We start from the raw sequence: 21,392 nt of genomic DNA, 5'->3' as shown, positions 1-21,392 counted from the left end.
TAATGAATAAAAAGATAAGTGTGAAAAGTACAACAGTTGTAATGTGATTTAATTCACATGAGTATCATTTGAAAGGGCTTACAATATAGATAAATAAAACAAGGAGGTTTCACAAATGAATGAACATCCAATTAAAGTAAACAGTGAGATCGGTAAATTAAAAACGGTATTACTTAAACGACCTGGTAAAGAATTAGAAAATTTAGTACCTGAGTATTTAGGAGAATTATTATTTGATGATATCCCGTATTTAAAAGTAGCACAAGAAGAGCATGACAAATTTGCACAAGTGCTACGTGACGAAGGCGTAGAAGTGCTTTATTTAGAAAAATTAGCTGCAGAAGCCATTGAAGATCCAAAAGTACGTGAACAATTTATTGAAGATGTATTAGCGGAATCTGAAGATACATTATTAGGCCATGAAGAAGAAGTAAAAGAGTTATTCGAAACATTAAATAACGAAGACTTAATCGAAAAAGTAATGGCAGGTGTTCGTAAAGAAGAAGTAAGACAAGACCATGCACACTTAGTAGAGTATGTGGACGATTCTTATCCATTCTACATGAACCCAATGCCAAACCTTTACTTCACACGTGACCCACAAGCGTCAGTAGGTAATGGTATGACAGTTAACCGTATGTTCTGGCCAGCACGTCGCAGAGAGTCTATTTTCATCACTTATATCTTAAAACATCACCCAAGATTCAAAGATGCTGATATTCCAGTATGGTTAGACAGAAACTCACCTTACAACATTGAAGGTGGAGACGAATTAGTTCTTTCTGAAGAAGTAATCGCAATCGGTATCTCTGAAAGAACATCAGCACAAGCGATTGAAAAATTAGCGCGTCAAATCTTTGCGAACCCAGATTCAAAAATCAGAAAAGTTGTTGCGATTGAAATCGCGAATACACGTGCATTCATGCACTTAGACACAGTATTCACAATGATTGACTATGATAAATTCACAATCCACTCAGCTATCGAGAAAAAAGGTGAAGACATGAATATCTTCACACTTGAACCAACTGAAGATGGCAAAGATATCACAATCACACGTACACACAACTTAAAAGAAACATTAAAAGACGCGTTGAATTTAGACCACATCGACTTCATTCCGACAGGTGACGGTGACCGCATCGTAGGACCTCGTGAACAATGGAACGACGGATCTAACACATTAACAATCCGTCCAGGTGTCGTTGTTACTTACGACCGTAACTATGTATCTAACCAATTATTACGCGACAAAGGCATTAAAGTTATCGAAGTAACAGGTAGTGAATTAGTTCGCGGACGCGGGGGCCCACGTTGCATGAGCCAACCGTTATACCGTGAAGATATCTAATTCTAAAGTATACAGTGCTTTAAGTGATAAGGATTGCATCAATAGAGGCAGTTTAGCGTCATCACTTAAAGCCTGGCTTTAGATTGAATACTGCTTTGACTTAATTTGATACCTATTCACGGCGACATGTTTGTACATGGCCTATGATTTTGGAAATAGCAAGAGGCGCAGGCCCTTTAAAACAATTAAAGCAGTATAGCGTCAAAAAAATAAATAAATTGACAACACATGCTTTGAGAGAGTCTCAAGCATTAAAGGAGTTTTGAAGATGAGCGGAGAACAAAGTAAACTCAGTAAAACGGCTTTAATCGGTCTGGTCGTTGGTTCAATGATCGGCGGCGGCGCCTTTAATATTATCTCTGACATGGGCAGCAATGCCGGCGGATTAGCAATTATCATCGGATGGATCATTACAGCTGTAGGTATGATATCACTCGCATTTGTATTCCAGAACTTAACAAATAAACGTCCTGATTTAGACGGCGGTATTTACAGTTATGCACGTGCCGGTTTCGGTGACTTCGTTGGTTTCTCCAGTGCATGGGGATACTGGTTCGCAGCATTCTTAGGAAACGTTGCATATGCCACGTTGCTGATGTCAGCAGTCGGCAACTTCTTCCCGATATTTAAAGGCGGCAACACACTTCCAAGTATTATCGTAGCCTCCATTTTACTTTGGGGTGTACACTTCCTGATTCTGCGAGGCGTAGAAACAGCAACTTTAATCAACAGTATTGTAACAGTTGCCAAGTTAATTCCTATCTTCCTAGCGATTGTATGTATGATCGTCGCATTTAACTTTGACACGTTTATGGCCGGTTTTGCAGGAATGAAAGGCAACATCGCATTACCAATCAACTTCTCAAACATTATGGAACAAGTGAGAGGTACAATGTTGATTACAGTATGGGTATTCACTGGTATTGAAGGTGCGGTTGTATTCTCAGGCCGTGCGAAAACGAAGAAAGACGTGGGTACAGCTACAGTACTCGGTCTATTGATTGTATTAGTGATTTACTTCTTATTAACTGTACTTGCACAAGGTGTTATCGAACAAAATCAAATCTCTGAATTAAGCAGTCCATCAATGGCAGCTTTACTTGCTCACATCGTCGGCCCATGGGGTTCAGTTGTGACAAACATTGGTTTAATCATCTCAGTACTTGGAGCTTGGTTAGGTTGGACATTGCTTGCTGGTGAGTTACCATTCATTGTCGCAAAAGATAAAATGTTCCCGAAATGGTTTGCGAAACAAAATAAAAATGGTGCACCAGTCAACTCACTCCTAATCACAAACATCTTAGTACAGCTGTTCTTAATCAGTATGTTATTTACAGATAGCGCGTATCAATTCGCATTCTCACTCGCATCCAGTGCGATATTGATTCCATATGCATTCAGTGCATTCTATCAGTTCAAATATACATTGCAGTACGATCGTAAAAGCAACCTACAAATGGCAATAGGTATTATCGCTTCAATCTATGCGGTATGGCTCATTTACGCAGCAGGCGTGGACTACTTGCTACTGACAATGTTGCTATATGTACCTGGTCTGTTCGTTTACTGGATTGTACAACGCAACAAAGGTATCAAATTCATCACAAGAGACTACATTTTAATGGGATTCATTGTCATCTTTGCCATTCTTGGTTTAATAAGATTGTTCAGTGGCGCAGTAAGTGTCTTCTAATTACTGACGCATGAAATCCTGACAACAGATAAAGAAATGGCAGCCTGCAGGACCTCGCTACATCCTGTAAGCTGCCTTTCTATCTGTATACATAAGAATGTGTGTGCGAACGCAATATGATACAATAAACACGTTGCACATGTTGAAAAAAGGGCAGATATTTCAGCTGTCTCAATTAATAAAAACTATATTTTCAACACACATTCATGAAAAAGAGAGAAAGAGATGAGGTGAACGTGTATGAGCAATAGTACTGAAGATTATCAAGCGTCGATTCAAGCATTATCGAAAATATTAGAGGTACCATCAGGGCTGCTCGTTCCTCATCTTTCTGAGATTTATGTCAGGAACTATGAAAAAGGGCAAGTGATTTATTATCAAGGATCAGAAGCAGATAGTATCTATGTATTATTAGAAGGTTATGTATCAAGAGAAATGTTGAACGAAAACGGTGACGACTATTTAATGTTGAACCGACCGATTAATATGTTTCCTTTAAATCATTTATTCCATTCTGATCATTACCATGAATCATGTACAGCGCTCACAAGTAGCTTGATTGTCAGAGTGCCTAAAAATGTCATTGAATATTTATGTAAAAATCACGAAGATACGTTTATTAAAATCTTTGATTTATTACGTACAGAAGCCAACCAAAACATTGAACGTAATATGGCTTTACTTGGTCGTAATGCCGAACAAAAGGTGATAAACACATTGCGCGTAATGTGCGAAACGGTAGGAAACGATCAAGGTGCTTATTACGAACTAGATAAGATTATGACTGTGACACTGTTAAGTGAGTTAGCAGGTGTATCAAGAGAAAAAGCAAGTCATGTGATCAGAGATTTAAGTAAACAAAATTTAGTGTTAAAAAATCATCAAACTTGGACTGTAAGTAAGTCCTTGTAGAAGAAGAGAGAAGCTATAATATATTAAAAAGGTCTCTGAGGTTGAAGTTAACTATTTCAGCTTTAGAGATTTTTATTTATTTAGGAGTAGTTTAAGAGGCTTAATCAATACAAAAATATCATCGACTTCATCCGCTTTATAATATTTATGACGAATGACATCCAAACTGATTTCTCGCTCATAAATATCATGAAATGAAATATCTGAACCTGCTAACAATAACGCATGTTGATGATTATTGTTTGTATCATTCTGCTGCATACGTAATACCTTCCAAATGTTGATTGATAAATGTATGTTGTTTTTCAATCACATCATGTAAATTCGAACATTCCGACATTAATGCTTGATTTTCTTTTCTCAGTGTTTCCGCATTCGATAGACCATCACGTTTACCTTTAAGATATGACAAATAACTTTCATATGTCACAACTAAATCTGATTTTGTTTCTCGTGTATCCTGTTCGTGATTTTGTTGTTCATACAATTTGTTGATTTCTTTATTAAGTTCAATGGATGACACATCAGACTTCAACACCTCATGATTGACACGCACACCTTTCTCGTTTATCGGTACAAATCGCATATCATTCACCTCTCGATTTATCGTCATCTTGTTTCGATAATAATGCAGCTGCTTCTCTCAATAGCTCTGCAGCACGCATCATGTCTGTTCGTTCTTTTTGTAATTGTTCTGATTCGATTAATTGAATCTCCGCTTCAAAATGCATAGCAAAACCTCCATGTTTAAGATACTTTTATTGTACACAAAGGCATATCACTCGTGCAACAACAAAAAAAAATAAAACACAACACGATGACATGTTGTGTTTTATAAAGCTCTAATTAACCCATTCCCATTCGGCTGTATCATGACCCACTGTACCGTTTGCTGTTGGGTCATGAGAAAGCCTATCATGATTTTCTTCGAATAAGAAATCACGTTCTTCAGGTGTTCTGTCTTTTGGTTTTTTATTCACAGCTTCATTGAATGTCGCCATGAATTCTTTTGTTTTGATAATACGTCCATTTTTATCATACGTAATTTCATATTTATTATGTGCTTTAGGTTGTGCCTCAGCTTTAGGTTGTGCCTCAGCTTTAGGTTGTGCCTCAGCTTTAGGTTGTTGTACCTCTGCTTTAGGTTGTTGTACCTCTGCTTTAGGCTCTGCTTTAGGTTGTTGTACCTCTGCTTTAGGTTGTGCCTCAGCTTTAGGTTGTGCCTCAGCTTTAGGTTGTGCCTCAGCTTTAGGTACTTCTGGTTTTACTGTTGGTTTAGTTTGCTCGACAACTTTAGGTACTTCTGGTTTTACTATTGGTTTAGTTTGTTCAACAACTTTAGGTGCTTCTGGTTTTACTGTTGGTTTAGGTTGTTCGACAACTTTAGGTGCTTCTGGTTTTACTGTTGGTTTAGTTTGTTCAACAACTTTAGGTACTTCTGGTTTTACTGCAGGTTTAGATTGTTCGACAACTTGAGGAGTTTCAACTTTAGAATCTGCTTTAGGTTGAGTTTGTTGAGCTGATTTAGTAGCTTGTTGAATTGGTTTTACAGGTTGATAAACAATGTTGTTATTGTTCACTGCTTGTTTTGAATATTTACCATATAAATAAGTTTCTAAATTTTGAAGTTCAACACCAGTTAAAGGCATTGTTTTAGACTTAACATTTTCTGGTGTTGTTTGTTGTTGTTGTGCAATTAGCGTATACATTTCTTGTGTGATTGTTTTATCAATATGTTGTTCTAAAATATCATCTTTTAGCTCAGATTGATAAGAACGCGCTAGTTTTAAACGTAAAATATTTTCGGAATCATTTTTATGAGCAAGGATATCGTTATAAACACGATATGTCATTTGTAAACGATTAGATTTATTATTATTAATAGTGAAGCTATCTAAAAATCCGTTGATTTTAACTACGTTTTGATATAATTCAATATCTTGATGTTGAATGCTGTTTTGTGTAGTTTTCGCTAGTAAATCGTTTGCATTACGAGCATTGTTCAGATTTGAAAAATCAACATTTTTATATGGGTTCACATCAGATTGTGATATACCAGACATTTCAGCTTCTTGAGAAAGAAAAGTGTTTGAAGCAATGCTTGCACCAATACCGGATAACATTAGTATGCTTGCAGCACTCATAGTTAACTTTTGAATACGACTTGGCTCTTTAGATAATTTGTTATTTTTATGGAAGTTATTTTTAGTCTCAGATCTAAGTGGCAGCGTGTCAAATAATCTCATGGATTGCTTTGATTTTTTCATGATGTAGTCTCCTTAACTGTAATTACTTATATTGTAATATACATTTATTAGGTTGTGCAACATGTAGAAAGAATTTTTGTAGAAGAATATTGTTACCTAAAATATAAAGTGAAATTTAACTTTGTTTATAACTGTACACAAAAATGCAATGTTTAGAATTAAGGAGAGAACACAAAATGGAAGTATTAATTTTAAATGTTAGCTAATAATGAAGAAGTGTAGATAAGAAGATTGAAAACAAAGCCGAAGAAGTTAGACTGAGAAAAAATATTAAGCGACATCCCTACTTTTGATCAAAGTAATCATGTCGCTTCTCTCTTCTCATTTATCTTTATTTAGCTCATCAAGGCTTCAATAATAAGTATTTCACATATTCTGCTTCTTCATTTGATTTCATTAACATCATAATAACATCATTACCACTGACTGTACCCAAAACATGCGGCAGCTGCATTTGGTCAATACAGTAATTGATGGTACGGGCAAATCCCGGTTCTGTTTTAATTAGGATATAGCTGTCTTTAACGATAATAGAGTTGATACTATCATCGCGATATTTCTTGAAAGCTTCACGAAAGCTGTTTGCTTCATTTTTTTCTGGTAACACATAATAAGAAGGGGCTGAGCCATTCGGAACTTTCGTCACTCTTAAATGTTGTAAATCTTTTGCGACTGTGGTCATACTGAAAATTAAATTGTATTGCTCTTCCATGATTTCAGCTAACTCACGTACTGTAGAAATCTTGTTATTCTTTAGTAATAATTTAATTAAATCAAGACGTTTCTCTCTTTCCATATCCTCATCCCTTAAATTAATAATTATACAGTATTATTGTATTCTATAAGTTAAGTGAACTCAAATCATTTTTGCTTATTTAACAATATTATCGCAAAGTGCTTTGAATATATGAAAGAACTTGTTTGTAAGTTAGAAGTAATATTGAGATTAAATAATTGAAGTTTCTTAATAACTGAACGCCTTATTCAGTAAAAAAGAAGTGTACACGCGTTTTAGGTGTACACTTCTATTGTGTAGTTTCATTGTTATTTTACTGCTTTTAATAAAGTGCGATAGAGTGTTTCTGCAGTGTCTTCATCTTCAATATGATGAACATTCATGCGGCCATCTTTAAAGAGTGTGGCTTCATAACCGTCTACATTTAAAAGTTTGACGTATGGGTTCGCTTTAAGGATTTGACCTGGAAATAAGTCGGCGTTGTCAAAGTGATCAGGTTTGAAGCGGAAGACGAATGTATCTCCACAACTGCCTTCGATGACGTTTGATTGACGTTTCCCTAGATATTCGTAATTACCTTGTGCACAGACTGTGCAATTAGGGTTTTTGAAGCGGCTGACATCCATAGATTGTTGTTTGACTTCAAAGGGTGACACCGTAATGAGTTTGCCAGAGAAGCCCTTGCCTGATACATAGCGCATCAACTCCGCAATCTGATAACTCACGACTTGCATAATGACAGGTGGTATCACACCATTAATTGCACAACTTTCTGCAGTTTCAGGTGTTTCTTCCATAAAACAACGTAAACAAGGACCTGTATAATCAATCGCATAGACAGAACCTTTACCTCCAACAGCTGCACCATAAATCCAAGGTAAATTTAATTTATGACAAACTTCATTAAATAAGAAGCGAATCGCAAAATGGTCCATTCCATCTAATAAAATATCTGGATTAATATCTTGAATCATCGTTTCAATATTTGTTGAAGTGATTTCTTCATAGATAGGATCTACTTCTACATTAGAGTTAATAACTTTTAGTTTATCCGCTAATGCATAGACTTTCGGACGCATTTCTGAGACATCTGTTTCATCATAAAGTGCTTGGCGATGAAGGTTGGTTAATTCAACAATATCCATATCGACGATGGTTAATTTGCCGACACCCATACGCACAAGTTGTTCAGCTATATGACTGCCAAGGGCACCTGCACCCATGACTAATACATGTGTGTGTTCAAGGTTGTGTTGACCTTGTGCGCCAAAAGGCGCAAAGCGTGTTTGGCGGCTATAGCGTTCGTTGAAATCTGGTGTTTCTGACGGTGTAGGCATTATAAGAATCCTAAACCTTCGGTAGGGCTTGATGCTTGTGCAGTATATTTAATTGGGATACGGCCAGCTTCATAACTTAAACGACCTGCTTCAACACCAAGTTTCATTGCTTCTGCCATTTTCACTGGATCTTTAGCACGTGATACAGCAGAGTTTAATAAGATACCATCTGCGCCGAGTTCCATCGCTTGTGCCGCATCTTTCGCTGAACCAATACCTGCATCAACGATAATCGGTACATTTGAATTCTTAATAATATAGCTTAGGTTTAATGGGTTGTTGATACCACGGCCTGTACCGATAGGTGAAGCTAAAGGCATTACCGCATGAACACCTAATTCTTCTAAACGTTTGGCTAATACTGGGTCTTCAGAGATATAAGGACATACAATGTAGCCACGTTCTAATAAAATTTTACATGTTTCATACGTCGCAATCGGATCAGGTAGTAATGTTTCATCGTCACCGATAATTTCGACTTTAATCATGTCGCAAACACCTGCGTGTTTTGCGATTTCTGCGATACGAACAGCTTCTTCAACTGTTTTCGCACCAGCTGTATTAGGGAACGTAACAAAGTCTTTTAAGTTAACGTTCGCAAGGGGGTTCGGTAAGTTTTTGTCATATAGATTCATACGACGTACCGCAAATGTCAGTACGTTTGTACCTGAAGCTTCGATAGCTTTCGTTTGTACATCTTCATTTTCAAATTTTCCTGTACCGAGTAATAATCTTGATTCCATTTCATAAGGTCCAATTTTTAACATATTATCCGCCTCCAACAAATTCTAATAGTTCTAAACGATCATCTTCGCGTACGATTTGGTTTGCGAAATCTTCACGTTGTATTAAGTTTTGGTTATGTTCTGCGATGACACGTTTTTTGTCGAGTTCTAAATGATCTAAAATATCTTGAATTGTGACTTCAGTATCGAATGTGAACGGATCACCATTAATGATGCACTTCATGTTTCTCCCTCCTTAATTCAAATTGAAAGGGTTCGAGTGCTTGTGGACGATGTCCAGTCGCAACCCATTCGGCCATTAATTCACCGATAACAGGTGATAATAAAATACCATTACGATAATGGCCAGTGATAATCCATAATCCTTCTTGTACTTCATCCATAATTGGCTGTTCTTCTTTAGTCCATGGACGAATACCTGACCAGTATTTGAGTTCTTTGCTTCCCGCAAGTTCAGGTACACGCTTAATTGCTTCTTCTAATAACCATGTTTTACCTTGTTCAGATACACCGACAGAGTAATCATCAAAGTAGCTTGTTGCGCCGATTAAGAAACGATGTGGGGGTTTAGGTACGATATAGCATCCGTTAGTCATAAATAACGTTTGTTTTAAATCTAAGTCTTCATTTTCAACGAGTAAGACTTCGCCTTTAACACCGCTGACTGCTTCTTGAATGTCTGGTTGTTCTGAGACATTGCCAGCCCAAGCACCTGTGGCTTCAATTACTTTATGTGCTTTTGTTAAAGTGCGACGTCCGTTACGCTCTGCCTCAATATCATAACCTTCACCGACACGATGAATTGCGGTTACATTCGTGTGTGAGAAGCGATCAATATTTGGTGCGTTTTCTAGTGAAGCATGAAGCGCCTTAGTATAATGATTGGCATTGATTTGATGATCGTGCGGCACAAACATCATGGCTTCAGTACTTTTAACTAAATGATTGGTCAGTAATGCTAAATCAGTATCTGATAAGTCTTGAACATCCTCATCATGTGAATGAAGAAATGCATATTGTTGTTTCAATGATGGGACATCTTCTGTTTGAGTGGCTAACTTAATCAGGCCATTTTGTTGGTACTGAATATCAATACCTGTTTCAGAAAGCAAGTCTGTACTTAATGCGCTGAACTTAGTACGTGAAGTAAGCGCTAAACGAAAGAGGGGGCTGTCCTCTTTAAATTCATTTTGTGCACCTAACATACCGCCTGCTTTATAAGAGGCATGTTTGCCTTCGATATCACGGTCGATTAATGCGATAGATAAACCACTGTCTTTTAAATGTCTTGCGATAGACATTCCGATGACGCCTGCTCCGATAATGGCTAAATCATACATAATGTTCACCTTCCTTGAGGGTGCGAAGTGTTTGTATATCATGTTGTAAGAAGAAAGAAATGGCTGCGATACCACTAAAACCATGCGGCACTTGTGATAAGGTATTTTCGTTAATACCGCCAAGTGCGATGATAGGCATATCTACTTGTAAGGCATCTGATATTTCAGATGGCGTACGTGGCGGTAAACCTGGTTTAGAACCGGTCTCGAAAAGATGACCGAATAACACAAAATCTAAGTGATGATTTTTAGCGGATTGAATTGTATCTTTATGATGTGTAGACATGCTGACACATACATCTGGATACTTGTTTTTAAATTCAAAGGCACGCTCGTCCATCTCTTTAAAATGAATACGCTTTAAATCAAAATTTTCAAATAGTTTTATATTGGAATGCGCAGTGATTTTAGCTTTAGGAAATCCAGCATCTAGTAAGCGTTGAATATCTGTAGCTTGAGTTGCTTGGTCAGTACGTACAATTAAATAGTCAATCACAGGCGCTATTTCAACATATTGAGCTATGGTTGTTTTTGTGAGTTCATATGGCGTAATCGCGACCCACACGATGGATTCACCTTCTTTAATCAATAAGTCGCAAGAAAAGCGAAATAAAAAAACGCTATTTCCATATAAGAAAATAGCGCATTAAACGTACAATACGCCACTTTCCTACGCTAGTATAAACTAGATCAGGTTCCAAGAATTTCCTTATCATACATAAGGATCTCAGCCTGTAGGAACAGGCACTTCCAGTGGACTTATTGAAATTATTTGATTCATAGTATTTCAGGAAGTTATCATATTCAATACTTTAACTAATCGTGTAGCGAGGCGTTAACGTATTGGACTGACTTTTTCATTCTTGAAATATAACTTCCTTCTATATACAAACACATCATAAATCACTTGCATTAAAATTGCAATAGCGAATCGCTTTCATTGTAGGTTTTTACTGCTTACAAGTAAGACTATTGAAACAAGCAAATATAGCCGTCAATATGTGTGATACAATGAGAAAAAATATAAGGGGATATACATGAAACATATATTCAAAAGTGCAGTTGTATCACTTGCGGTTGTGGCTAGTTTAACTTTAACAAATACAGAAACGTTAGCAGCAGGTAGCTATTATTATAATGGGATGACGGATTATAATGCGTCTAAAGCTTATCCTAAAACAAAGCGAATTTCTAATAATGATGTACAAATTAAACACATCGCAAATGCATACAAAGGAAAATATAAAGCAGTAGGACGTATTAGTAATAAAGATGGTTGGAAAGGTAGAGGTAAAGATAGTATGGGGACAGGGACTGTTATAGGACCTTATACATTAATTACCAATGCACACGTGATAGATGTTGCTAAAGGTGCGGCAGCTAATCCTAAATATATTACGTTTGATTTAAATCGCGATGGTAAGGCAAAAACTTATACTTTCCACGCAACGAAAGTGGTTAAAGTACCTCAAGCAGATGTCGCTTTAGTCTATACCAAAGAAAAGCTGACGAACTACACACAAGCATTACCTCTTGCGTCGAATTCACAAATCAACAACTTAACTTATAATCGCAATCTCTATTCAGTAGGTTATCCATGGCAAAATGGAGATAATACAAAATCCTACTGGAGTAAATTAAAATTCATACAAAAATCTTCAAACGGAATAGAACTACAAACCAAAGATAAATTCCGTGCAGGTGCTTCAGGATCAGTCATGGTTGATGGTAATTACCGTATCTATGGATTACGCACATACGGCTATAACCTCTGGGGTACATCACCTTATAATTACGCCAAAGTTGAAATGGCAGGCGGAGAAGCATTAAATGGATCAACAGGAAGTTTTGTGAGAAGTCATATTAGATAGACTTTAAATACAATCTCTTTAAAAGTGTGAAATGAGTCGCACGGATTAAGGAGATTGTGTTTTTTTATTATTTACCTATTTTGATTCAATTTCGTAAAAAAAGAAGACAATTATTTTACCTAAATAGTAAAATTAAAATTCAAGTTGTATATGGAATTAAGAATTGAACCGTAGTATAATTATATTAATAAATATCTAGGGGAACTAGTGAGTGCTTCAGTTTTTAAATATAAGGAAGGGCGGTATCAACTATGAAAAAATCTTTAAAATATCTACATCGTATGCCTTATTTTGCTGGGGTTCAGCCGTCTTAGCGTAATGACTTTATAACTATTCAGCGAAGTTATAAATAAGTAATTAATAATCGAGGACGCTTAAAAATATAAATCTATACTTCAAAGGAGAACATCAAGATGACTACGGCAGATAATAATTTAGTTCCTAAGTATAATGAGGAAAAAGGTAATGAAATTTTTCCAGTGAAAACACCATTAGAAAGATTAACAGCTATTGAAAATAAATTTGAAATTTTAGCACTTGACGTTAAAAATATCCAAATAGAACAAGCAAGAACAACCCAACATTTAAGTAACATACAAGAAAATTTTAAAATAGAATCCGAAAATGTAAAAGAAAGATTTAATGGAGTAAATCAACGCTTCGAACAGGTGAATCAACGCTTTGACCAAGTAGATAAACGTATTGATCAAGTAGATAAGCGCTTTGAACAGGTTGACAAGCGCTTTGAACAAGTAGACAAACGATTAAAAGAGATGAATAATGAAACGAATCAAAACTTTAGTGAAGTTAAACAAGCAATAAATAAATTAGATGAGAAGTTTGAATCTAGATTAGAAAACAAGTTTTGTTCATGGAAAAAAGAAATGATAACTACCATTACAATATCTTGTACTATAATCGGAGTCATTGTATCGTTGTTCAATTTTTATATCATTCATTAATTAGTACTTTAAAAATTAAAGATTTAGAAAGCAGTAAACATCATGAGTGTAAAACAAAAACATTGAGTGATACGGCAGAAGTCTAAAGGGCTTCTGCTTTTTTGATGTTTTGTTATGAAATTAATTTTCAAGTTTGGGGCGTTGTTATGTGTTAAAATACCAATGGTATATATTATGAATAAAGAAGGTTAGAAAATGACTGAATATGTAGTGACAAACGGTAAAGTTTATACAGAAACAGATGTCTTAGATAAAGGTTATGTGAAAATTTCTAATGGCAAAATTTCAGAGGTTGGTCATGGTGATTATCAAGGGGATCTAGAAGTAGTGGATGCACAAGGACAATATGTTTTACCTGGGTTTATTGATATTCATATTCATGGCGGGTACGGACAAGATGCGATGGATGCTTCGTTTGACGGATTGAAACATTTAGCTGAATCGTTACTTTCTGAAGGTACTACATCTTTCCTTGCGACAACAATGACACAATCAGTGGAAAACATCGATCGTGCCTTAGAAAATATTGTGGAATATAAAGCAGTTCAAGATAAAGAAAATGCGGCTGAAATTGCAGGGGTTCATTTAGAAGGTCCGTTTATTTCAGAACATAAAGTAGGCGCCCAAAACCCTAAATATGTACAACGTCCTTCAGTAGATGCGATTGAACACTTCCAAGAGAAAGCTGACGGTAATATTAAAGTGATTACCTTTGCCCCAGAAGTAGAAGGTGCAAAAGAAGTTCTAGAAAAATTATCCGACCAAATTATCTTTTCTATGGGTCATACTGTTGCGACATTTGATGAAGTGAATGAAGCAGTAGAACATGGCGCAAAACATGTCACACATCTTTATAATGCAGGAACACCATTTGAACATCGTGCGCCTGGACAATTTGGTGCGGCATGGACCAACGACGGTATCCATACAGAACTAATCGCAGATGGTATTCATTCACATCCAGCATCAGTTAAAATTGCTTATACAATGAAAGGCAATAAACGATTTTACTTAATTACAGATGCGATGCGCGCAAAAGGTATGTCAGATGGCGAGTATGATTTAGGTGGACAAAACGTTATTGTCAAAGGCTCAGAAGCACGATTAGAATCAGGTGCTTTAGCTGGCAGTATCTTAAAAATGAATGACGGCTTACGCAATATGCTTACATTTACTGGTGCATCACTCGAAGAAATGTGGCGTGTAACAAGCCTAAATCAAGCCATTGCGTTAGGTATAGACGCTCATAAAGGCAGCATTAAAGAAGGCAAAGATGCAGACTTAGTCTTATTAGATCAAGACATGCATGTCAAAACAACAATTAAAAATGGTCAAGTTCATAACTATTAATTTATAGTTAGAGGCACTCGTATTTAAAACGGGTGCTTTTTTATTTGTGTTTTTTGATGTCTACAATTAGATATATAACGTCGTATAATAATGTGTTTCATTATAAAAATCACATACAGTATACCCATGTATAGTTGTTTTAGTTATTGTTTATACTTTTGTTTAAATAGAATTTACAAACCAAACACCAACTTAATAATAGCTTAAAGATTGCTTGCTACAATTTGTGTTGAGAGGAAGTAAAGGTCTATTGAAGACAGATATCACGGTGTCTTTTAATTTTGGGACTTCCTTTAAATTTCAACCTATTTTGGAGGTAGCGCATTGAAGAATATCAAGATGACTAAGATTGTAGCAGGAAGTATGGCAAGTTTAATGCTTTTATTATCAACAGGGGCAGCACAAGCAGATGCCAGCGGCCAACCAGCGCCACAAGCAGCACCGCAAGCGCAACAAGCACATCAACAACAACAAGGTATTAAATTATTAAATAAAAAACCAAAAGTAGCACCTGTTAAAAAGAAAAACAGTCCGAACCGTATTATGACAAACTTTAATGGTGATACTAAAACAGAAATGGGCTTCAACTGGTTTACAACAGATAAAGCTGAAGCACCACAAGTTTGGGTCTCAACTTCAAAGAATATGAAAGACGCGAAAACATTCACAGCTAAAGCAGAACAAGTGGACTCTCAATACATAGAAAGAGATCATTCAGGCCACTTCATTTTCGCTGATGTGGAGAAAGATGATAATGGTGAGCCAGTCAAAGATGAAAATGGCAAACCAAAAATTAAAGGTTATTACACAGATAAAGGTGCAGGCGGTCCAGAATGGACAAGCGGTGATCAACATGGTAAAGCATCTTTAATGAATGTGAAAGAATATAACTATAAAGCACAAGCAACAGGCTTAAAACCAAATACAACATACTACTACCAAGTTGGTAGTAAAAAAGGCAAACAAAGCCAAGTCGGTACATTCAGAACATCTGGTAACGCAGGTGATCCATTCAAATTCGTACAATATACGGATACACAAAATGCTTACTGGAACGAACACGTACGTAACGAAGCGAAATTCGGTGCAAACACAATCGCTGAAGCAATTAAAACAGCAGGTAATCCAAACTTCGCATTGCATACAGGTGACTTCGTAGAGAACTCACAAGTTGAAGATGAGTGGAATGACATTTATGACCAATCTCGTCCATCATTCATGTCTTTACCAGTTGCGGCAGCAGCAGGTAACCATGATGAATATGCATTCGATGAGAAGAACAAAAAGTTATTAGATCGTTTCAACCGTCACGTGAACGTACCTAAAGCAAATAACGCAGTCAACGGTGGTTCATACTACTCATTTGACTACAACGGTGCACACATGGTTGTCGCAAATACAAATGACAACAAAAAAGGTGAAGATAATCCAGAAGGTAAAGCCATTGGTAAAAAACAAATGGAATGGATTAAACAAGATATCAAAAAAGCACGTGAAAACGGCTCAAAATGGGTTATCTTAAACTTGCATAAACCAATGTACTCTAAGTCTTACCATGCCTTAGAAGATGAAGATATTAAGAAATTACGTGAAGAATTAACGAAAGAAATCGATGATTTAGATGTGGATTTAGTATTACAAGGACATGACCACGTACTCGCTAGAACTAAAATGTTACAACATACTTCAACAAAAAACAGCTTCGTAAACGCTAAAATTGAAGATGCAAAACAAGTTAAAGGTGAAGATGGTGTCACATACTACGATAATCCAAAAGGTTCAGTTTACGTGTTGCCAAACACAGGTGGTACAAAAGCTTATGATGATATCTACAGCAAACCATTAGAACATATCAAGAAAATTCGTCCGAAATTGAGCTGGTTAACTGAAGCACAACGTCAAGAATACAACAACTTATTCGCAGTAGGTGTACAACCTCAAAAAACAGATGCGTTTAACGATAGCCACGAAAATAACCGTGACTCATCAGCTCAAAATTTCTCGGTTTATGAAGTGAAAGGCGACAAATTGATTGTGAAAATCTATCAATTAAATGGTGACATCAGTAAAGGCGAACAAAGAACAGTTAAGTTAATCGACCAATTCGGTATTTCAAAAACTGACAAAAAATAATAACTGTTGATAGCTTTAATTAAGTCATTTGACTCAGGTAGGGACTCGTAAATCATACGAGTCCTATACCTTTATACATAGGAGGCAACAAAATGAGGAAATTTTTAACATATACTGCGGCAGTCGCAAGCTTGAGCTTATTATTAACAGGATGCAGCGATCAACAAGAGAAAAAGACAAGTAACGCTAAAGCACAGACACAACAAAATCAACCAGCCTCAAGTTCTAAAGAAATTAAAATAAACAAAGAGAAATTATCTAGTCAAGATCAAGCAAAATTAAAAGAAGAAGTGATGAAGTGGGCAGACAAACGTGCTAAGCAACAAGGTTTAGCAGCTTCTAACCGTTATTTTGGAGCAGGGGAAATTTCAACAGGAGACTGGTATGCGATGACACCTAAAGGTGAGCTGCAAGTCAGTAATCAAAATGAACCAGGCCCTAAAGCTTTTGAACGTCATAATTTAGTAGGCGTGGTATTTTATCACTCTAACCAAGGTGTAACAGGATTTGATGAGAAAGCGAAAGATTTATCTAATATAGAAGGTTATCATAATGTGGCAGATTTAAATCAACCTGTCACAAAATACTTATTCCCAGATGACGGTAAAGTTTACGAATGTCAATTTAAGCCGAGTCAACAAGTAACATTGTCTTCAGGGTTTGCGCCAAAAGACCATAATGACAAAGATCCTAACTTGAGACCAGATGAGTTATTTAAACCGACTGAAGATGAAACTGCGACAGAATTAATGAATCAATTGATTAAGCAATACGGTAAACAATGATGTACAAATATGTGCATAAGCTTTAATAATTTTGTTTAATTTGTACATATTTAAAATAAGAAAGTCATAGTAATATACAGAATAGAAGTTGATTTCTTATAAGTACCCTAATGAATTGAAATGCTAAAATTCCCAAGCGAACGATTGCCGCTTGGGAATTTTTTATTTTAAAGTTAATTTTTATTATATTCTAGATACTCCGCAATACCTTTAGATACAGGATATTCAGGTTGATAACCTAATGCTTTTAACGGTGTCACATCTGAACGAGAATATTTAATGTCTCCTGCACGTTCGTCTTCAAATGAATAATGAACCTCATAACCGAAGTAGTCAGAAAAGGCTTTGAAAACAGTTAGTAAATCTGTTTCATCTCCAGTACCCGCATTATAAATCTTTCCGTTTGTTTCTTCTTTTCCTAGCACAATCCAAATTGCTTGAAGTAAATCTTTGATGTAAATAAAGTCACGTGTTTGTTTGCCGTCACCAAAGAAAGTGAAGTCATCTTTGTTTAAGAATTTTTGATTTAAAATTGATAATACCCCTGAGTAGTCTGACTCTGGATTTTGTCTTGGACCATAAACGTTGAAGAAACGTAAAGAAACAGTCGGCAAGTTATAGAGTGAATGATAAATCTTTGTATACTGTTCACTTGCGAATTTTTGTACTGCATAAGGTGATAAAGGATTAATTTTGGAATCTGTTGATTTTGGTAAATCTGGCAAATCACCATAAATTGCGGCAGATGAAGCAAATAAGAATTTTTTCAAATTCGGGTTATGTTGACGGTTTGCCTCTAATAAATGAATCGTTGAATCAATATTATCCCCATTAGATTCAACTGGTTTGCCCACAGTTTCTACGACACTGACCATTGCGGCTAAATGAAAGACGTAATCGAATTGATGCACTTTCACAAGTTCTTCGAGTAATTCAAAGTCTTTCACGTCATTTTGATAAAAATGATCTTCATCTATAAAAGGAATATTGTCTCGTTTACCTGTAGAGAGGTTATCTACGACAAACACTTCTCCACCTTCGTTGTTAAATTTCTCTGCGATGTGCGAACCGATAAAACCAGCGCCCCCTGTAATCAATACTTTCATAATAGATACCTTCCTTGTTAGAAAATTAATGTCTTATATCTATTTTAATATGTATACGTCTAAAGTGTAGCATTATACTTTAAAAGTTGAAAGACAAAAGACATGTTAAACTATTAAAATTATGTAAAGGAACAAAACGCTGTCATGACAATGTTTATAAGACATACGGCAGTCTGACTTTACACTAATTTAATAATAAAGTGCTTGCTAGTAACGCAACGTTATAGCGTAAGCTAAGAGTGTAGAGAAATTAAAGAGGCAAGGAGGAAGTTTAAATGGAATATTCAACAGGTGAATTAGCCAAAGCTTGTGAAGTATCTGTCAGAACAGTCCAATATTATGACCAAAAAGGATTGCTGAAACCAAGTCGTGTTGAACATAATCGCAGAGTATACAGTGAAGCAGATAAAACACAATTAGAAAGTATTGTTTTATTAAAAAGCATGGGCGTTTCGCTTCAAGAGATTCATCATATATTAAATGAATCAGAAGATACAGCGACATTAAAAGTTTTGTTGAAAAAGAAAGAAGTTGAATTAGAAAAAGCTTTAACTCAAACGAAACAAAAATTAGAACGTCTTCAAAAGTTAGATGAGCTTGTAGGAGATGACAGCACAGGTTTACTAGATAATGCGCATCATTTTGAACAATTATCATCACGTATGGACCAAATGAGTCAGATTCGACGTAATATGTTAATAACTGGTATTGCTGTCGGAAGCTATCAAGTCAGTGCTTTAGTACGCGCACTAACTAAAAAAGATTGGAAAATTTGGGCGAAAGCTATTCCGTTCAGAGTGCTTGTTGCGGCAGGGTTAACAGCGTATTACTACCAAAATGTCAGTTACGTTTGTCCAAATTGCCAAACAGTCTTCAAACCTAAATTAAGTCACATGATTTTCGCTAATCATACTTTCAAAACGCGCAAACTCACATGTCCAAATTGCGGTGAAACGCATTATTGTATTGATGTAGCAGATAACAATAAGTTGATTTGAAGAGAGGAAGATCATCATGATTGCGAAAGTTGAACATTTATCTAAAAGTTTTGGAGATGTGGAAGTTATAAAGGATATTTCGTTTGAGTTAGAAACAGGAAAAATTCATGCGATACTTGGTCCGAATGGTTCCGGTAAAACAACAACCATAAAATTGATGACCGGTTTATTGAAACCGGATAAAGGTGTGGTCACCTTATTTGATCAATCTTTAGACCAACCGCACTTCAATGAAGTACGACAAGCTATGGCTGTCCAAAATGACGGGGCTTTATATGAAAATTTAACTGTTGCTCAAAATTTAAAGTTTTGGGCGCAGTTGTATGGTTTAGATACAACTGATTTTAATCAAAACAGTACTTATTTATTAAAAGTGTTTGATATTGAAGCACATATGCAAGCCAAAGCAGGTGCTTTAAGTAAAGGTATGAAACAAAAGGTATTGTTAATTCGAGCGATGATGACAAACCCTAAATTATTAATATTAGATGAACCAACTTCAGGGTTGGATCCTATTGCTTCAGAACGCTTTATTGAATTACTTAAACAGATGGCTAAAAAGCAAGGAACTACCATTTTAATGTGTACGCACCAACTTCAAGGTTTAGAAAAAATTGCGGATAATATTTTCATCATGAAAAAAGGAACGTTTATTGCGCAAGGAACGGTATCACAATTGATACAAACAGAATGGCCAGGACATGAATTTCATTTAAAAGTGTCAGACGTTCAAGAAGCAGGACGCCTTTTAAGTCAAGCATCTATTGATTTAGTTTCTTTCTATGAGGTTAGAGATGATCAAGTGATTGTGAAAGTGGATGCATATAAGGACATTTCTGAAGTTATTACTATTTTAGTAAAAGAAAATATAAAGGTTTATGAAGTTACACAATATCAACATGCGTTACAAGAACTCTATGAGAAAAAAGTAGGTGGTTTATAAGATGAATACACATCGTATCAAAGCATTGGTTAAAAAAGAATTGTTAGAAATGATGTATGATAAGTCGACGTTATATCCTATGCTTTTCATCGCTGTCTTTTTCAGCGTCATACTGCCGAATATCTTGATTATTTTCAGTACGAAAGTTGATTTAGTTAATTTGCCGAGTGAATTTGAAAAATCGATTCACCAGTTAAATACACTTAATTTACCTGTTCATGCATCACCTGAACATATTTTAATTTATATAGTATTGATGTATTTCTTAATGCCACTCTTTCTTTTGATGCCTGTCATTATTTCTAATGCTTCTGCGAGTTATAGCTTTGTGGGAGAAAAAGAACACAAAACGTTAGAGGGATTGTTGTATACACCATTATCAGATAAAGAAATGTTGTTAGGAAAAGTTATCGCATCTTTTATACCTTCCATCGTCATCACATATGGCGCCATTGTACTTTATGGTATAACAGTGAATTTATTTGGTTGGAAACAATTCCATCAATTAATTTTTCCTAATGGAGCATGGCTCTCTTTAATTCTGTTAATTATACCATCAATGACTTTCCTTTCGATATGTCTCGTGATGATGGTTGCGAATAAAGCAAAAAGTATGAAGTCGGCTCAAAGCGTTGCGTTATTCTTAGTTGTACCGATTATCGGTTTAATCATTTCTCAAGCTTCAGGTATTATGCTGTTAGGTTATCAAACCATCTTAATCGCAGGTTTCGTCTTAATTATCTTAGACATCATTATATTCTTATTACTTGTGAAGTCATTTAATAGGGATAAAATGGTTTCGAAATTATAAATGTGTAAATACAAAATGGGGCTGGGACATAAATACAGTCCAAAATAAAAT

22 protein-coding genes and 1 riboswitch are annotated in these 21,392 nt (G+C 35.8%); of the genes, 11 read left to right on the top strand and 11 right to left on the bottom strand.

Annotation, left to right across the window (positions count from 1 at the left end):
• Positions 1-115 precede the first annotated feature (115 nt).
• The 3 genes from arcA to HMPREF2937_RS10370 all read left to right on the top strand — a co-directional run bounded on the left by arcA (position 116) and on the right by HMPREF2937_RS10370 (position 3,956).
• Entirely contained in the window at positions 116-1,351 is a 1,236-nt protein-coding gene (gene arcA / locus HMPREF2937_RS10380; RefSeq protein WP_002479926.1) for an arginine deiminase, read from the top strand.
• A 268-nt stretch (positions 1,352-1,619) separates the two neighbouring features.
• On the top strand, positions 1,620-3,044 hold the full coding sequence (gene arcD, locus HMPREF2937_RS10375) for an arginine-ornithine antiporter (RefSeq protein ID WP_002479925.1): 1,425 nt from the start codon (positions 1,620-1,622) through the stop codon (positions 3,042-3,044).
• 240 nt (positions 3,045-3,284) lie between these two features.
• Positions 3,285-3,956, top strand: coding sequence for a Crp/Fnr family transcriptional regulator (locus tag HMPREF2937_RS10370; protein WP_002479924.1), 672 nt, complete (start codon positions 3,285-3,287; stop codon positions 3,954-3,956).
• Positions 3,957-4,028: 72 nt separating this feature from the next.
• Here the strand turns inward: HMPREF2937_RS10370 and HMPREF2937_RS10365 are convergent, their stop codons facing one another.
• The 10 genes from HMPREF2937_RS10365 to HMPREF2937_RS10325 all read right to left on the bottom strand — a co-directional run bounded on the left by HMPREF2937_RS10365 (position 4,029) and on the right by HMPREF2937_RS10325 (position 10,947).
• Complete coding sequence (locus HMPREF2937_RS10365; protein ID WP_070864526.1) at positions 4,029-4,217, bottom strand: hypothetical protein; 189 nt, start codon at positions 4,215-4,217, stop codon at positions 4,029-4,031.
• On the bottom strand, positions 4,204-4,542 hold the full coding sequence (locus HMPREF2937_RS10360) for a hypothetical protein (protein ID WP_070864525.1): 339 nt from the start codon (positions 4,540-4,542) through the stop codon (positions 4,204-4,206). The genes HMPREF2937_RS10365 and HMPREF2937_RS10360 overlap by 14 nt, the downstream gene beginning before the upstream one ends.
• Before the next feature lies 1 nt (position 4,543).
• Positions 4,544-4,687, bottom strand: coding sequence for a hypothetical protein (locus tag HMPREF2937_RS13790; protein WP_180364637.1), 144 nt, complete (start codon positions 4,685-4,687; stop codon positions 4,544-4,546).
• A 111-nt stretch (positions 4,688-4,798) separates the two neighbouring features.
• The gene (locus HMPREF2937_RS10355) at positions 4,799-6,223 is read right to left on the bottom strand and encodes a hypothetical protein (RefSeq protein ID WP_070864524.1); all 1,425 of its coding nucleotides are present in this window, start codon (positions 6,221-6,223) and stop codon (positions 4,799-4,801) included.
• Between the two features lie 343 nt (positions 6,224-6,566).
• Positions 6,567-7,019 carry an arginine repressor gene (locus HMPREF2937_RS10350; RefSeq protein ID WP_002479923.1) on the bottom strand — a complete coding sequence of 151 codons (453 nt, stop codon included), beginning with the start codon at positions 7,017-7,019 and terminating at the stop codon, positions 6,567-6,569.
• Positions 7,020-7,267: 248 nt separating this feature from the next.
• Complete coding sequence (locus HMPREF2937_RS10345; RefSeq protein ID WP_070864523.1) at positions 7,268-8,296, bottom strand: ThiF family adenylyltransferase; 1,029 nt, start codon at positions 8,294-8,296, stop codon at positions 7,268-7,270.
• A complete protein-coding gene (locus tag HMPREF2937_RS10340; protein WP_002479921.1) occupies positions 8,296-9,063 on the bottom strand; it encodes a thiazole synthase in 768 nt (255 codons plus the stop codon). The genes HMPREF2937_RS10345 and HMPREF2937_RS10340 overlap by 1 nt, the downstream gene beginning before the upstream one ends.
• Before the next feature lies 1 nt (position 9,064).
• Positions 9,065-9,265: a sulfur carrier protein ThiS gene (gene thiS, locus HMPREF2937_RS10335; RefSeq protein WP_002479920.1), complete on the bottom strand. Its 201-nt coding sequence runs from the start codon at positions 9,263-9,265 to the stop codon at positions 9,065-9,067.
• Entirely contained in the window at positions 9,249-10,382 is a 1,134-nt protein-coding gene (locus HMPREF2937_RS10330) for an NAD(P)/FAD-dependent oxidoreductase (protein WP_070864522.1), read from the bottom strand. Before HMPREF2937_RS10330 ends, thiS begins: the two co-directional genes overlap by 17 nt.
• Positions 10,375-10,947 (bottom strand): thiamine phosphate synthase, encoded by a 573-nt coding sequence (locus tag HMPREF2937_RS10325; RefSeq protein WP_070864521.1) that lies wholly within the window; start codon positions 10,945-10,947, stop codon positions 10,375-10,377. Before HMPREF2937_RS10325 ends, HMPREF2937_RS10330 begins: the two co-directional genes overlap by 8 nt.
• A gap of 85 nt (positions 10,948-11,032) precedes the next feature.
• A riboswitch (TPP riboswitch) is annotated at positions 11,033-11,144 on the bottom strand.
• Between the two features lie 275 nt (positions 11,145-11,419).
• On the opposite strand from HMPREF2937_RS10325, the gene HMPREF2937_RS10320 reads away from it, so the two are divergent.
• The 5 genes from HMPREF2937_RS10320 (at position 11,420) to HMPREF2937_RS10300 (ending at position 17,483) form a co-directional block, all read left to right on the top strand.
• Complete coding sequence (locus tag HMPREF2937_RS10320; protein ID WP_070864520.1) at positions 11,420-12,253, top strand: trypsin-like serine peptidase; 834 nt, start codon at positions 11,420-11,422, stop codon at positions 12,251-12,253.
• Between the two features lie 413 nt (positions 12,254-12,666).
• Positions 12,667-13,215: a hypothetical protein gene (locus HMPREF2937_RS10315; RefSeq protein ID WP_070864519.1), complete on the top strand. Its 549-nt coding sequence runs from the start codon at positions 12,667-12,669 to the stop codon at positions 13,213-13,215.
• A gap of 195 nt (positions 13,216-13,410) precedes the next feature.
• Positions 13,411-14,565 carry an N-acetylglucosamine-6-phosphate deacetylase gene (nagA, locus tag HMPREF2937_RS10310; protein WP_070864518.1) on the top strand — a complete coding sequence of 385 codons (1,155 nt, stop codon included), beginning with the start codon at positions 13,411-13,413 and terminating at the stop codon, positions 14,563-14,565.
• A 339-nt stretch (positions 14,566-14,904) separates the two neighbouring features.
• Positions 14,905-16,698: a purple acid phosphatase family protein gene (locus tag HMPREF2937_RS10305; RefSeq protein WP_070864580.1), complete on the top strand. Its 1,794-nt coding sequence runs from the start codon at positions 14,905-14,907 to the stop codon at positions 16,696-16,698.
• A gap of 92 nt (positions 16,699-16,790) precedes the next feature.
• Entirely contained in the window at positions 16,791-17,483 is a 693-nt protein-coding gene (locus HMPREF2937_RS10300) for a putative periplasmic lipoprotein (protein ID WP_070864517.1), read from the top strand.
• Between the two features lie 173 nt (positions 17,484-17,656).
• Here the strand turns inward: HMPREF2937_RS10300 and HMPREF2937_RS10295 are convergent, their stop codons facing one another.
• Positions 17,657-18,589, bottom strand: coding sequence for an NAD-dependent epimerase/dehydratase family protein (locus HMPREF2937_RS10295; RefSeq protein WP_070864516.1), 933 nt, complete (start codon positions 18,587-18,589; stop codon positions 17,657-17,659).
• A gap of 275 nt (positions 18,590-18,864) precedes the next feature.
• Between HMPREF2937_RS10295 and HMPREF2937_RS10290 the strand changes: the two genes are divergently transcribed.
• From HMPREF2937_RS10290 to HMPREF2937_RS10280, 3 genes are read left to right on the top strand one after another with little or no spacing between them, the layout of a single operon-like run.
• A complete protein-coding gene (locus tag HMPREF2937_RS10290; protein ID WP_070864515.1) occupies positions 18,865-19,587 on the top strand; it encodes a MerR family transcriptional regulator in 723 nt (240 codons plus the stop codon).
• A gap of 16 nt (positions 19,588-19,603) precedes the next feature.
• Complete coding sequence (locus HMPREF2937_RS10285) at positions 19,604-20,530, top strand: ABC transporter ATP-binding protein (RefSeq protein ID WP_070864514.1); 927 nt, start codon at positions 19,604-19,606, stop codon at positions 20,528-20,530.
• A 1-nt stretch (position 20,531) separates the two neighbouring features.
• Complete coding sequence (locus HMPREF2937_RS10280) at positions 20,532-21,341, top strand: ABC transporter permease subunit (RefSeq protein WP_070864513.1); 810 nt, start codon at positions 20,532-20,534, stop codon at positions 21,339-21,341.
• Positions 21,342-21,392: the final 51 nt, after the last annotated feature.

The sequence above is a fragment of the Staphylococcus sp. HMSC061G12 genome, assembly GCF_001838465.1.
Taxonomy (GTDB): Bacteria; Bacillota; Bacilli; order Staphylococcales; family Staphylococcaceae; genus Staphylococcus; species Staphylococcus simulans.
This window is presented reverse-complemented; position numbering and strand designations above follow the sequence as displayed.

Excerpts from the sequence above, each read along its gene's own strand:
- HMPREF2937_RS10350 (WP_002479923.1), bottom strand. The coding sequence starts at position 7,019 with ATGGAAAGAGAGAAACGTCTTGATTTAATTAAATTATTACTAAAGAAT.
- HMPREF2937_RS10370 (WP_002479924.1), top strand. The coding sequence starts at position 3,285 with ATGAGCAATAGTACTGAAGATTATCAAGCGTCGATTCAAGCATTATCG.
- HMPREF2937_RS10360 (WP_070864525.1), bottom strand. The coding sequence starts at position 4,542 with ATGCGATTTGTACCGATAAACGAGAAAGGTGTGCGTGTCAATCATGAG.
- HMPREF2937_RS10320 (WP_070864520.1), top strand. The coding sequence starts at position 11,420 with ATGAAACATATATTCAAAAGTGCAGTTGTATCACTTGCGGTTGTGGCT.
- HMPREF2937_RS10345 (WP_070864523.1), bottom strand. The coding sequence starts at position 8,296 with ATGCCTACACCGTCAGAAACACCAGATTTCAACGAACGCTATAGCCGC.
- HMPREF2937_RS10300 (WP_070864517.1), top strand. The coding sequence starts at position 16,791 with ATGAGGAAATTTTTAACATATACTGCGGCAGTCGCAAGCTTGAGCTTA.
- HMPREF2937_RS10295 (WP_070864516.1), bottom strand. The coding sequence starts at position 18,589 with ATGAAAGTATTGATTACAGGGGGCGCTGGTTTTATCGGTTCGCACATC.
- HMPREF2937_RS10305 (WP_070864580.1), top strand. The coding sequence starts at position 14,905 with ATGACTAAGATTGTAGCAGGAAGTATGGCAAGTTTAATGCTTTTATTA.
- HMPREF2937_RS10355 (WP_070864524.1), bottom strand. The coding sequence starts at position 6,223 with ATGAAAAAATCAAAGCAATCCATGAGATTATTTGACACGCTGCCACTT.
- HMPREF2937_RS13790 (WP_180364637.1), bottom strand. The coding sequence starts at position 4,687 with ATGCATTTTGAAGCGGAGATTCAATTAATCGAATCAGAACAATTACAA.
- nagA (WP_070864518.1), top strand. The coding sequence starts at position 13,411 with ATGACTGAATATGTAGTGACAAACGGTAAAGTTTATACAGAAACAGAT.
- HMPREF2937_RS10340 (WP_002479921.1), bottom strand. The coding sequence starts at position 9,063 with ATGTTAAAAATTGGACCTTATGAAATGGAATCAAGATTATTACTCGGT.
- HMPREF2937_RS10290 (WP_070864515.1), top strand. The coding sequence starts at position 18,865 with ATGGAATATTCAACAGGTGAATTAGCCAAAGCTTGTGAAGTATCTGTC.
- HMPREF2937_RS10330 (WP_070864522.1), bottom strand. The coding sequence starts at position 10,382 with ATGTATGATTTAGCCATTATCGGAGCAGGCGTCATCGGAATGTCTATC.
- arcD (WP_002479925.1), top strand. The coding sequence starts at position 1,620 with ATGAGCGGAGAACAAAGTAAACTCAGTAAAACGGCTTTAATCGGTCTG.
- thiS (WP_002479920.1), bottom strand. The coding sequence starts at position 9,265 with ATGAAGTGCATCATTAATGGTGATCCGTTCACATTCGATACTGAAGTC.
- HMPREF2937_RS10285 (WP_070864514.1), top strand. The coding sequence starts at position 19,604 with ATGATTGCGAAAGTTGAACATTTATCTAAAAGTTTTGGAGATGTGGAA.
- HMPREF2937_RS10280 (WP_070864513.1), top strand. The coding sequence starts at position 20,532 with ATGAATACACATCGTATCAAAGCATTGGTTAAAAAAGAATTGTTAGAA.
- HMPREF2937_RS10315 (WP_070864519.1), top strand. The coding sequence starts at position 12,667 with ATGACTACGGCAGATAATAATTTAGTTCCTAAGTATAATGAGGAAAAA.
- HMPREF2937_RS10365 (WP_070864526.1), bottom strand. The coding sequence starts at position 4,217 with ATGCAGCAGAATGATACAAACAATAATCATCAACATGCGTTATTGTTA.
- arcA (WP_002479926.1), top strand. The coding sequence starts at position 116 with ATGAATGAACATCCAATTAAAGTAAACAGTGAGATCGGTAAATTAAAA.